Below are 11,129 nucleotides of genomic sequence, written 5' to 3' on the forward strand. Positions count from 1 at the left end.
CTATTCGAATTGGCTACTCCCTATTCGCTAATCCGCCATCGTCTCCAAACTCGCGAACCCCTGCGGCGCGTCGCCTTCGTCGAACGGCGTCGTCACCTCGACGAATGTGTCGGGGTAAAAGCCGTTGAAGCGGGTCCTCAGCGACAGCGAGTAGGCGCCGATATGGCCGATCTCGATCCAGTCGCCAGTGTCGACCGTTTCCGGCAGCCAGAACGGCCTGGACAGGATGTCGACGGAATCGCAGGTCGCGCCGCAGACCTTGAACGGCACGATGTTTTTCTCGTCGCCATTACGTGTGCGGATCGCCGGATCGGGGATGAAGCGGGCCGGCAGGGTGATCTTGCCGGTCCATGAATCCGACAGCGAAGCCCAGATGCCGTCATTGATGTAGAGCCGCTTGCCCTTGCGCAGCAGCACCCGCACAATCAGCGACAGGCACCTCGCCACGATCACGCGTCCGGGCTCGGCCACCAGCGGCACCTGGTCGAACTGATACTCCGTCAGGTCGCCGGCAAGCCGCGACATCAGCTGGCCGAGCGAAGGCATCTCGACCTGCTTGCGGTTTGGATCGTGCCCGTATTCGGCGGGGAACCCACCGCCGACATCGAGCCCGGCAATGTCGAAGGTCAGCCGGTTGCGCACCCAGTCGGCCGAGGCCAGCGCCCGCTCATAGGTGTCGGGATCCTCGATCTGGCTGCCGACATGGAAGCAGAGGCCAACCTTGTAGCCGGTGCGGTTCAGCCGCTCTGCAAGCTCGACCGCATTGGCCGGTCCAGCGCCGAATTTCTTCGACAATTCGTAAGCCGCATGGCCCTTGGTCTGGATGCGCACGAAGACGGTGATGGCGCCCGGGTCGAGATCGAGCGCCCGCACGACGCGCGTCAGCTTGGTGATCTCGTCCTCATGGTCGAGCGAGATCACTCGGATGCCGTATTTCTCCAGCGCCAGCTTGATGTCCGACTGCGCCTTGACCGGGTGCATGTAGAGCATCTCGGCATCCGCCGAGACGGCGCGCACGGCCGCGAACTCTCCCGGCGAAGCGACGTCGAAGGTGCTGACGCCGGCCTCCACCAATGTCTTCAGCACGATCTGCTCGCCATTGGTCTTTACCGCATAGGCGGTCTTGCCGGGAAACATGCCCATGAACTGCAGGGCATCCGCCTTCAGCACCTGCGGGCGGAAACAATAGACCGGATCGTCGGGACGAAGCGCCAGTGCCGCATCGCGGGCATTTTCGAATCGCTGCATGGACGAATCCTCGGGGCTGGAGCGCGCACAATTAATCCTAGCTAGCCGCCAAAGAAAACAGTTCTGTGTCTGGCGACCCGACGCGGCCGGTTGCACATTCTGCCAACGCTAAACCACCAGTCAGGTTTCGGGTGGCCCTTGCCGGCGAACGCATTATCGGTTGGTGAGGTGTGAAGGCCGAGATCGCGATCGGCCTGGGGAGGAACAGGACATGTCGATTACGGCCGCCGCCGCGCCGACGCGCGGACCGATGACACTCAAGGATTGGGGGCAGCTTCTCCTGCTCGGCGCAATCTGGGGCGGCTCGTTCTTCTTTGCCCGCATTGCAGTGTCCGAGATCCACCCGCTTGCGCTGGTGCTGTTCCGCGTCGCCATCGCCGCCATCGCACTTCAGCTCTATCTGGCGGTCCGCGGCCCCTCGTTCCGGCTCGCCTTCGCGCATGCCGGCCTGTTCTTCCTGCTGGCGCTCACCAACAATGTCGTGCCCTTCTCGCTGATCTTCGCCGGCCAGACTAAGCTCGGCGCCGGCGTCGCCTCGGTGCTCAACGCCACCACGCCGTTCTGGACGCTGATCCTGGCCAATGCGCTCACCATCGATGAGAAGCTGTCCTGGAACAAGCTGGCCGGCATCGCGCTCGGTGTCGCCGGCACCGCGATCATGATCGGTCCGGGCCTTGTTGCCGGGCTCGGCGGGCCGGTCTGGGCCAAATTCGCGCTGATCGGCGCTTCGGTATCCTATGCGATCGCCTTGATGATCGCGCGCCGCTTCAAGGGCGTGCCATCGCCAGTCATCGCCACCGGGCAGCTGACCGCCTCGACCATCATCATGATCCCCATCGTGCTCATTGCCTATGGGCCGACGGGCTTGTTGTCGGCCTCGCAGCCGGTCTGGGCCGCGGTGCTGGGCCTGGCGCTTTTGTCCACCGCCTTCGCCTATATCCTCTATTTCAACCTCGTCGCCTCGGCCGGTGCCACCAATGCCTCGCTGGTCACCTTGATCGTCCCGGTCAGCGCGGTGTTGCTCGGTTTCCTCTTCCTCGGCGAGCGGCTGGCGCTGTTCGAGATCGGCGGCATGACGCTGATCGGATTGGGCCTCATCACCATCGACGGACGGCTGTTCGGCAAATGGTAGCGCTGTCATGCCACACCACCGCCACAATTTATTCACAACGGCGAAGCCGGCTTTTGCCGAAGAGTTTCAACGGCTAACGGCAAATCCCGGGTCGCAAATTCCACAATCATGTCGCATTGCAGCACGTTTTCCGCTTGCCTGTGGCCCAAATGCCCCTAGACTCCTGCCATAGCTCTGAAGAGGAGGCTATGGCATGGGACTGACGAGGCCGATCAACGCTTTGATGATTTGTGCCGCATTCGCATTCATCGGTGCCCTGATCATAGGTGTTCTTCCCTGACCCGCCAAAGCCGGGAAGACCAAGCACCGAGAATAGTCCAACAGTTCGAAAAGGCCGGGTTTCCACCCGGCCTTTTCCATTTCCGCCGACCTCAGGCCGCGGCCGACCCGCTCGCCTCCGCCTCATGCGAGCGGATGCCGATCATGTGGCAGACGGCAAAGACGAGGTCGGCACGGTTCATCGTGTAGAAATGGAAGTCGCCGACGCCGCGCTCAACGAGGTCGAGCACCTGCTCGGCCGCCACGGCCGAAGCTACCAGCGCATGCGTCTGCGGGTCGTTCTCCAGCCCTTCGAAGCGCTCGGCCAGCCATGCCGGCACCAGCGCCCCGCAACGCGAGGAGAAATTGGCGACCTGCGTGAAATTATGCACCGGCAGGATGCCCGGCACGATCGGGATATAGATGCCGGCGCGGCGCGCCCGCTCGACATAGCGCTCGTAGAGATCGTTGTCGAAGAAGAACTGCGTGATCGCCCGCGTCGCGCCATTGTCGACCTTGCGCTTCAGCATATCGATGTCGGTGGCGAAATCCGGGCTTTCCGGATGCTTTTCCGGATAGGCCGAGACCGAGATGTCGAAATCGCCGACGCTCTTCAGCGCCCCAACCAGCTCGGCGCCATTGGCGTAGCCGTCGGGATGCGGGCGATAAGCGGTTCCGACCCCTGCGGCCGGATCGCCGCGCAACGCAACGAAACGGGTGACGCCGAAGTCGACGAACTCGCGGATGACCGTGTCGACCTGGTCGCGCGCGGCGTCGACGCAGGTCATATGCGCCGCCGGCGTCAGCGTCGTCTCGTTGAGGATGCGCTTGACGGTGCGCGCCGTGCGCTCGCGGGTCGAGCCGCCGGCGCCGTAGGTCACCGAGACGAATTCCGGCTTGAGCGGCTCCAGCCTTGTGACCGTATCCCACAACCTTGCTTCCATCTCGTCGGTCTTCGGTGGAAAGAACTCGAACGAGACGCTGACCTTCTCGCCTATGTCGGGGCGACGGGAAAAGCGGAACTGGTTCATCAGGCTGTTTCCCTCACTGGCAAGGAATCGTTGGACGGGTCTGCGATCTGCAGGCGGCGGTCGCGGCCGAGCCAGAGCTTGACGGTGAGCCTTGCCTCGTTGCCGCCGCGCGGCTCGAATTCCTGGCTGTCCTCGAGGTCGAGTCCGGCCTCCGCGAACCAATCGGACATCTGGCGGTCGGAGAACCCCAGCCGCATATGGGCGTGCTGATCGCGCAGGAATTCGAGATTGTGCGGCGCGAAGTCGACGACGATCAGCCGGCCCGATGGCCTGAGCAGCCGCGCCGCTTCGGCGATGGCGCGGGCGGGATCGTCGAGATAATGCAGCACCTGGTGGATGGTGACGAGATCGAAGGCGTTGCGCTCGACCGGCGGCGAGAAAATATCGCCCTGGCGCACCTGCGCATTGGCGATGCCGGCCTTGTCGAGATTGGCGCGCGCCACCGTCAGCATCTCGCGCGACATGTCGATGCCGACGCCGCGCCGGTAGAGCGGCGCGAAGATTTCGAGCAGCCGGCCCGTGCCGGTGCCGAGGTCGAGCATCGACTGGAACGGCCGCTTGCCGACGAGCTTGATGAGCGCCGCCTCCACCGCGCGGTCCGGCACATGCAGCGAGCGGATATGATCCCAGCTCGCGGCGTTCTCGGAGAAATATTCGGCGGCCCGGTCCTGCCGCTTACGCTTCACCGCCGCCAGCCGCTCCAGATCGCGCACCACTTGCGGATCGGCCTCGCTGATGCCGGAGACGAGGCGCTGCACGAAATCGCGCGAATTTTCCGTATCGGTCAGCCGGAAGAAGGCCCAGGACCCTTCCTGGTAGCGGCCGATCAGCCCGGCATCGAGCAACAGCTTCAGATGGCGCGAGACGCGGGGCTGCGACTGTCCGAGTATCTCGGTGAGGTCGGAGACGGTGAGATCGCCGCGCGAAAGCAGCACCAGGATGCGCAGCCGGCTGGATTCGGCCGCCGCCTTCAATATATCTACCATTGTGTCGAGCGAGACATGCATGGGCGGGCTCTCGTTGAAAGATATAAAGATATGTTTATGTCGATTTTGGAACCCTGGCAAGCGCTACGTCGCTTCCGGACAAGAAAATGGCGCAGCCGTGATCCGCGCCTGGCAGAGGGTTCTTGCGCGGAGTGAAGAGCATGTTCGAGACGCGCGAAGGTGAAACGCTGCTTGCGGCCGATCCGGCGGAGTTGCGGCCGGACGGCCATGTCGTCTTTATCGGCCGCATCGTCTCGCCCTGGACGAGGCGCGAGGACTGCCCCAAGAACATGCGCGCTGCCCGCGAATCCGGGCGGGCCGCAACCGTCCTGGTCGACGAGCCCTATCGCCCGGGACTGCAAAACCTGGAACGCGCCAGCCACGTCGTCATCCTGTCCTGGCTCCATCACGCGCCGCGCAATCTGATCGTGCAGAAACCTCGCCATGCAGCTGAACCGAAAGGCGTTTTCTCACTGCGCTCCCCTGCCCGGCCGAATCCTGTCGGCCTGCATGTGGCGAAGCTCGTCACGCTCGACATCGAGGCCGGACGGATCGGGATCGACGCCATCGATGTGCTCGATGGCACGCCGGTTATCGACATCAAGCCTTACTACGCCTCTACCGACGCTTTCCCCGAAGCGACCATTGCCGGACGCGACGACAAATGAGCGCTCCCACCGGCCGCCGCCGCGCCATCGCCAAGGCGCTGACCGCGCTTCTTCCGCTGGCGCCCTATGCCGATATGGAAAAGATCCGCGCCGATGCCGGTTCGGTGCATATGAAGACCTTGCCGCCGACGATCGCGGTGTGGCTGGCCACCATCGCGCATGTCCGCCATGCCCACACCGATTACGAGAAGCTGCTCGCCGAAGGCTATGACCGGGATTCGGCGCGTTTCTTCGTTATCGATGAGACCAACGCGGTGCTCACCCGCTGGCGCGCGACAAGGCTGCTCGAGGAAGACGACGAGGACGAGTGAGGCCAAGCGGCGCCTTCTGCCTGGCTCTACTTCATCCGCAACCGGAAGCTAGCCTGCCTTGCCGTCGATCGAGGGAGGAATGAAATGAGCCAGGCCGCCGCCACGCCAGCCAAGCGGGTACCCTTTCTCTCCGAACGCCACATCGACCCGCATGCCTATCCCGACGGCGTCGCCTTCCTCGACGGGCAATATCTGCCGTTGTCGCAGGCCAAAATCTCGGTGCTGGACTGGGGATTTCTGCATTCCGACGCCACCTACGACACGGTCCATGTCTGGGACGGCCGCTTCTTCCGCCTCGACCTGCATCTCGAGCGGTTCTTCAGCGGGCTGGAGAAGCTGCGCATGACGATCCCATTCGATCGCGACGGCGTTGCGGAGATCCTGCACAATTGCGTCGCGCTGTCGGGCCATCGCGCGGCCTATGTCGAGATGCTGTGCACGCGCGGTGCCTCGCCCACCTTCAGCCGCGACCCGCGCCAGGCAATCAACCGCTTCATGGCCTTCGCCGTCCCCTTCGGCTCGGTCGCCAATGCCGAGCAATTGCGCACCGGCCTTCATGTGGCGATCAGCGACAAGGTCCGCATTCCGCCGGCCTCGATCGACCCCTCGATCAAGAACTACCATTGGCTCGATCTGGTTCGTGGCCTTTACGACGCCTATGACCGTGGCGCCGACACCGCGCTGATCCTCGACTTCAACGGCAATGTCGCCGAAGGCCCGGGCTTCAACGTCTTCTGCGTCAAGGGCGGCAAGCTGTCGACACCCGCCGTCGGCGTGCTGCCCGGCATCACGCGCCGCACCGTCTTCGACCTGTGCGCCGAAATCGGCCTTGCCGTTACAGCGGAAGCGGTCGGCGTCGCCGCTCTCAAAGGCGCCGAGGAGGTCTTCATCACCTCGACCGCCGGCGGCATCATGCCGGTCACCACGATCGACGGCGCGCCTGTCGGCGGCGGCAAGGTCGGTCCGATCACCGAGAGGTTGATGGCGCTCTACTGGAAAAGGCATGAGGATCCCGCCTGGTCGAGTGCGGTGCGTTATCCCTGACCCACGGATTATTTCTCGGAACGCATCTGGAAAAACGCCGGCAGCGCCGTACATGCCTTAAGCGGAGATTCCTCCGCTTATCCTCCGAGAGAATTCACGGCCCTCCAAGGGCAAGGAATGCACATCATGACAAGCAAGGTTTGGTTCATCACCGGATCGTCGAAGGGCTTTGGCCGCGTCTGGGCCGAGGCCGCGCTCGCCCGCGGCGATCGCGTCGCCGCCACAGCCCGCGATGCCGGCACGCTCGCCGATCTCGTCGAGAAATATGGCGACAACATCGCCGCCCTGAAGCTCGACGTCACCGACAAAAAGGCGGTCGACGCCGCGATCGCCGAAGCGCACAAGCGGTTCGGCCGGATCGACGTCGTCATCAACAATGCCGGCTACGGCCATTTCGGCGCCATCGAGGAAGTCACCGAGCAGGAAGCGCGTGACCAGATCGAGACCAACGTCTTCGGCGCGCTTTGGGTGACGCAGGCAGCGCTGCCCATCATGCGGGCGCAGCGCTCCGGCCACATCATCCAGATCTCGTCGATCGGCGGCGTCAACGCCTTCGCCTCGATCGGCCTTTACCACGCCTCGAAATGGGCGCTGGAAGCCTTCAGCCAGTCGCTCAGCCAGGAGGTCGCCCAGTTCGGCATCCACGTGACCCTGGTCGAGCCCGGCGGCTTCTCCACCGACTGGGCCGGGCCGTCGGCCAAAGTCTCCAAGCCGATGGACGCCTATGAGCCGGTCCGCGCGGCGATGGCGGAGCGCCGCAGCCGCTCGGTCGCCGGCGATCCGCAAGCGACCGGCCCGGCAATGCTGGCGATCGTCGATGCCGCCGAGCCGCCGCTCAGGGTCTTCTTCGGCGATGGCGGCCTGCCGATGATCAGGCAGGAATACGCCAATCGCATCGCCACCTGGGAAAAGTGGGATGATGTCTCGGTGATGGCGCAAGGCGCCAACAAGAACCGGAAGAGCTAACCCGGACAGTCAGCCATGCCACCATGCGCGGCATGGCTGCCTTTAATAATAGATCCACTGCTCCGGCACCCGCACGGAAATCTCCTCGCCGGCTCTGATGACGCCCGGCTTCTCGACCCAGGCGACGAGGCCGCGCAGCCGTTTCGCCTCCTTGGGAAAGAGCAGCGCGATGGCATCGGTATCTACGGCGCCGACATGCTCGGCGATCGACTGTCCGGCAAAGCGGCACGGCTTGTTCTGGCCATCGACCTTGAGCGTCACGCCACCCTTGAAAAACATCAGCGAGCCCGCCGGCAGCATCGACAGATGCGGCACGCCTTCGACCACGAGATTGGCGCCGATCCACTCCGGCTTGATCTCCGCGAGGCCCATGTGCTGCGCGACAATGGCAAGTTCATCGGCGGCGACCACCGACAATTGCCGCTCGTTGCGCATCTCGGTGCCGCGCGGATACCAGGGCTCGCGCCCGCCCGAACGCCGCGTTGCCCCCGCATGGAAGTCGCCCGCGATACCGTCGAAGCCAAGCCGCAGTTCCTCGACTGCCCTCGTCTCGAAATGATCGTGCGGGGCGGCATAGAGCGCCGCTGCCTTGGCCGCGAGCTTGCGGCCCGGCACGATGTCAACCGCCGGTTCCGCCATGGGAAAAAGTTCCAGCTTCGTTTCCTGCATGCCGCTGGTCTAAAGGTGCCGAAGAATGCGGTCCAGTCGAAAGCGCTGATGATCCGATCACGCCGCTTGATGGCGATCACGACGTTATTACCAAAAACGCCGCCACCGCCGCACCACACGTCGCATTGCCGCCGCGACGCCGGCATAAACGGTAGGCGCATAATCGGGAGGAGGCTCGATCATGCAGGTTGGGCAAGCTGTCGCAGCGCTGTGGCTGTTCTGGGTGGTGTCCTGGGTCCTTGCCGCTGCCTGGGCGGATCCCGCGCAAAAGCGCGCCGATCTCAAGTCGGAGGCGCGCTATCGTGTCCTTTGGCTGCCCGGCGCCGTGCTGCTGTTCGTGCCGGCGCACGGCTATGTCGGCAGGCTGCGGCTCTGGACGCCGACGCTCACCGAGGCCTGGATCTGCGTTACGCTGATCGCCATAGGCATCGCCTTCGCCTGGTGGGCGCGCCTTCATCTCGGTCGCCTGTGGTCGGCCACCGTCACCGCCAAGGCCGATCACCGCGTCGTCGACACCGGCCCCTATGGCCTGGTCCGTCACCCGATCTACACCGGACTGCTGCTGTCGATCCTCGCCACGGCGGCCGTCAAAGGCACGATATGGGGTATCGCGGGCGCGGCGCTGCTGCTTGTCGGCGTCGTCGTCAAGGCGAGGCTGGAAGAAAGCTTCCTGCGCGGCGAGCTCGGCCCGGCCTATGACGACTACGCCAGGCGCGTGCCGATGCTGGTGCCGTTCGCGCCGGCTTAAAGCCGCATCCTCAAAGCATGCGCAGCAAGGCGCCGCCGATCGAATAACCGGCGCCGAAGGCGCAGATCAGGCCGAAATCGCCGGCTTTCATATCGGCATGGTTCTCCGACAGCGCCACGATCGCGCCGGCCCCGGCAGTGTTGCCGAGCCGCTCCAGCACCATGGGCGCGCGGTCATGGTCGACGTCGTGGCCGAAGGACAATTTCAGGATCATCGCATTCATGCGCGCATTGGCCTGATGCAGCCAGAAGCGGCGGATGCCTTCCGGCGTCAGCCCGTGCTCGGCCAGGAACTCGACGATGAATTTCTGCCCGGCGACGGTGACTTCCTTGAACACCTTGTTGCCGACCTGCTTGATGAGATTGCCTTCCAGGTTGATCATGTAAGGATCCTCCTGGGCGGTGCGCGTGTAGTAGCCGAGATTGGTGCGGATGTTGTTCGACATCTGCGTCCAAGTGCGTGTGTCGAGCACCTCGAAACGCCCCGGCCGCTTCTCACCTTGCGCCAGGCCCTCGACGACCATGGCGACAGAGGCGTCGCCGAAGATGAAATGCGTCTGCCGGTCGCGGAAGTTGAGATGGCCGGTGATGATCTCCGGCGTCGACACCAGGACGCGCTTGTGCGCCCCCGCCCGCACCAGATTGACGGCGACATGCAGCGCGGCTGCCGCCGAAGAGCAGCCAAGCCCCATGTCGAAGCCGGCCCCCTTGGTGCCCAGTGCCTCCTGCATCTCGATGGCGATCGCCGGATAGGGCCGCTGATGGTGCGAGGCCGAGCAGATCACCAGGTCGATGTCCGACCCATCGACGCCTGCATGGGCAAGCGCCTTCCTGGCCGAGGCGATGCCGAACTCCGCCTCCAATGACAGCGCGTCGTCCGGCCGCGCCGGAATGCGCGGCGACATGCGGGTCGGATCGAGGATTCCCTCGCGCTCGATAACATGACGGCTCTTGACCCCCGAGGCATGCACGATGAAATCGCTGTCCGATTTCTGTAAAAGCGGCTCGCCGGTGTCGGCGCGGCGCGCATTCTCGGTGTCGACCCAACTGTTGAAGCTTGCGACCAGCTCCTCATTGGTGATGACGGGTTCAGGGATTTCGGCGCCGATGCCGCTGATGATGACGCGATGCATGTCCAATCCGTCCGAGGGGAGGCAAGTGGTGCCGAGGCGAGGCGCTACACTTGTCGCATTTGCCCGGTTTATTCCAGCTTAATTCGACAACCAGCGCTGGCATTCAGGTGGTGGATGCTCAAGCCCGCTTGGCGACGATGAAGATACGCGGGAAGCGCAACAGCACCTTGCCGTTCGCCGTCTTCGGATAGGCCTTGGCGATCTTGGCGGTATAGCTGACGAGGAACACCTTCTTCTCATCCGCGTCGAGCGGATCGAGGAAGGGCTTCAGCCCCGTCGACTTGACCCATTCGACGATCGCTTCGGCGTCGGCCAGCGGATGGTTATAGATCGTGTGCCAGATGTCGAGCCGGTCGGCGAGCGGCGACAACAAGTCATAGTAGAAGGACACCGGCGGCAGCGGCCCGCGCGCCGCACCCTTGAGCTTGGCCGCAAACGGCACTTCCGCCGCGGTCTCGCGCATCAGCTGGTGCGAGGCTTCGCCGAGATTGTCCGGCATCTGCACGGCCAAGGCGCCGCCCGGCGCCAGAAGCCCCATCAGACGCTGGAACACCGCCGGATGCTCCGGCAGCCACTGGAAGACGGCATTGGCGAAGATGACGTCGACGGGATGCTCGGGCTGCCATCTGGCGGCGTCCGCCAGCTCGAAATTGACATTGGGCAGTCGCGCCCTCGCCTTCTCGATCATGTCGGGCGAGGTGTCGAAGCCGCTGACCTGCGCGTCCGGCCAGCGCTCGACCAGAAGCTCGGTCGAATTTCCTGGCCCGCAGCCGATGTCGACGACGCGGCGCGGAAAATCGACCGGCACCTGCGCCACGAGATCGCGCGCGGGCCGCGTGCGCTCGTCCTCGAACTTCAGATATTGGGCGGCGGACCAGTCTTTGCCCTCGTGTGTCATTGTATCCGATCTCTGTGATTGACCCGGGCACATGCTGA

The 11,129-nt window shown here is 64.2% G+C and carries 12 protein-coding genes; 6 read left to right on the forward strand and 6 right to left on the reverse strand.

What is annotated here, in order from left to right; all coding sequences use genetic code 11:
- Positions 1–27: 27 nt before the first annotated feature.
- Positions 28–1,248: an alanine racemase gene (locus tag EOA23_RS26235; RefSeq protein WP_127306288.1), complete on the reverse strand. Its 1,221-nt coding sequence runs from the start codon at positions 1,246–1,248 to the stop codon at positions 28–30.
- Positions 1,249–1,459: 211 nt separating this feature from the next.
- Here EOA23_RS26235 and EOA23_RS26240 point away from each other — a divergent pair, with 211 nt between their 5' ends.
- Positions 1,460–2,380: a DMT family transporter gene (locus EOA23_RS26240; protein ID WP_127306289.1), complete on the forward strand. Its 921-nt coding sequence runs from the start codon at positions 1,460–1,462 to the stop codon at positions 2,378–2,380.
- A 371-nt stretch (positions 2,381–2,751) separates the two neighbouring features.
- Here EOA23_RS26240 and metF read toward each other — a convergent pair whose 3' ends face one another.
- Positions 2,752–3,669, reverse strand: a complete 918-nt coding sequence (gene metF / locus EOA23_RS26245) for a methylenetetrahydrofolate reductase [NAD(P)H] (protein ID WP_127306290.1) — start codon at positions 3,667–3,669, stop codon at positions 2,752–2,754.
- Entirely contained in the window at positions 3,669–4,676 is a 1,008-nt protein-coding gene (locus EOA23_RS26250; RefSeq protein ID WP_127306291.1) for a metalloregulator ArsR/SmtB family transcription factor, read from the reverse strand. The genes metF and EOA23_RS26250 overlap by 1 nt, the downstream gene beginning before the upstream one ends.
- A gap of 140 nt (positions 4,677–4,816) precedes the next feature.
- Here EOA23_RS26250 and tsaA point away from each other — a divergent pair, with 140 nt between their 5' ends.
- From tsaA to EOA23_RS26270, 4 genes are all read left to right on the forward strand, one after another.
- A complete protein-coding gene (tsaA, locus tag EOA23_RS26255; RefSeq protein WP_127306292.1) occupies positions 4,817–5,323 on the forward strand; it encodes a tRNA (N6-threonylcarbamoyladenosine(37)-N6)-methyltransferase TrmO in 507 nt (168 codons plus the stop codon).
- Positions 5,320–5,634, forward strand: coding sequence for a DUF2293 domain-containing protein (locus EOA23_RS26260; RefSeq protein WP_042637658.1), 315 nt, complete (start codon positions 5,320–5,322; stop codon positions 5,632–5,634). The genes tsaA and EOA23_RS26260 overlap by 4 nt, the downstream gene beginning before the upstream one ends.
- An 84-nt stretch (positions 5,635–5,718) precedes the next feature.
- The gene (locus EOA23_RS26265) at positions 5,719–6,678 is read left to right on the forward strand and encodes a D-amino acid aminotransferase (protein WP_127306293.1); all 960 of its coding nucleotides are present in this window, start codon (positions 5,719–5,721) and stop codon (positions 6,676–6,678) included.
- Between the two features lie 126 nt (positions 6,679–6,804).
- Positions 6,805–7,644: an SDR family oxidoreductase gene (locus EOA23_RS26270; RefSeq protein ID WP_127306294.1), complete on the forward strand. Its 840-nt coding sequence runs from the start codon at positions 6,805–6,807 to the stop codon at positions 7,642–7,644.
- A gap of 42 nt (positions 7,645–7,686) precedes the next feature.
- On the opposite strand, the gene EOA23_RS26275 is transcribed toward EOA23_RS26270, so the two are convergent.
- A complete protein-coding gene (locus tag EOA23_RS26275) occupies positions 7,687–8,313 on the reverse strand; it encodes an MOSC domain-containing protein (RefSeq protein WP_127306295.1) in 627 nt (208 codons plus the stop codon).
- 181 nt (positions 8,314–8,494) lie between these two features.
- Here EOA23_RS26275 and EOA23_RS26280 point away from each other — a divergent pair, with 181 nt between their 5' ends.
- On the forward strand, positions 8,495–9,061 hold the full coding sequence (locus EOA23_RS26280) for an isoprenylcysteine carboxylmethyltransferase family protein (protein ID WP_127306296.1): 567 nt from the start codon (positions 8,495–8,497) through the stop codon (positions 9,059–9,061).
- Between the two features lie 10 nt (positions 9,062–9,071).
- On the opposite strand, the gene EOA23_RS26285 is transcribed toward EOA23_RS26280, so the two are convergent.
- The gene (locus EOA23_RS26285; RefSeq protein WP_127306297.1) at positions 9,072–10,193 is read right to left on the reverse strand and encodes a beta-ketoacyl-ACP synthase III; all 1,122 of its coding nucleotides are present in this window, start codon (positions 10,191–10,193) and stop codon (positions 9,072–9,074) included.
- Positions 10,194–10,311: 118 nt separating this feature from the next.
- Positions 10,312–11,091, reverse strand: a complete 780-nt coding sequence (gene tam, locus EOA23_RS26290; protein ID WP_127306298.1) for a trans-aconitate 2-methyltransferase — start codon at positions 11,089–11,091, stop codon at positions 10,312–10,314.
- Positions 11,092–11,129 lie beyond the last annotated feature (38 nt).

It is taken from the genome of Mesorhizobium sp. M2A.F.Ca.ET.042.01.1.1 (assembly GCF_003997405.1).
Classification (GTDB): domain Bacteria; phylum Pseudomonadota; class Alphaproteobacteria; order Rhizobiales; family Rhizobiaceae; genus Mesorhizobium.

Coding starts and splice junctions, on each gene's coding strand:
- EOA23_RS26235 (WP_127306288.1), bottom strand. CDS start 1,248: ATGCAGCGATTCGAAAATGCCCGCGATGCGGCACTGGCGCTTCGTCCC.
- EOA23_RS26240 (WP_127306289.1), top strand. CDS start 1,460: ATGTCGATTACGGCCGCCGCCGCGCCGACGCGCGGACCGATGACACTC.
- metF (WP_127306290.1), bottom strand. CDS start 3,669: ATGAACCAGTTCCGCTTTTCCCGTCGCCCCGACATAGGCGAGAAGGTC.
- EOA23_RS26250 (WP_127306291.1), bottom strand. CDS start 4,676: ATGCATGTCTCGCTCGACACAATGGTAGATATATTGAAGGCGGCGGCC.
- tsaA (WP_127306292.1), top strand. CDS start 4,817: ATGTTCGAGACGCGCGAAGGTGAAACGCTGCTTGCGGCCGATCCGGCG.
- EOA23_RS26260 (WP_042637658.1), top strand. CDS start 5,320: ATGAGCGCTCCCACCGGCCGCCGCCGCGCCATCGCCAAGGCGCTGACC.
- EOA23_RS26265 (WP_127306293.1), top strand. CDS start 5,719: ATGAGCCAGGCCGCCGCCACGCCAGCCAAGCGGGTACCCTTTCTCTCC.
- EOA23_RS26270 (WP_127306294.1), top strand. CDS start 6,805: ATGACAAGCAAGGTTTGGTTCATCACCGGATCGTCGAAGGGCTTTGGC.
- EOA23_RS26275 (WP_127306295.1), bottom strand. CDS start 8,313: ATGCAGGAAACGAAGCTGGAACTTTTTCCCATGGCGGAACCGGCGGTT.
- EOA23_RS26280 (WP_127306296.1), top strand. CDS start 8,495: ATGCAGGTTGGGCAAGCTGTCGCAGCGCTGTGGCTGTTCTGGGTGGTG.
- EOA23_RS26285 (WP_127306297.1), bottom strand. CDS start 10,193: ATGCATCGCGTCATCATCAGCGGCATCGGCGCCGAAATCCCTGAACCC.
- tam (WP_127306298.1), bottom strand. CDS start 11,091: ATGACACACGAGGGCAAAGACTGGTCCGCCGCCCAATATCTGAAGTTC.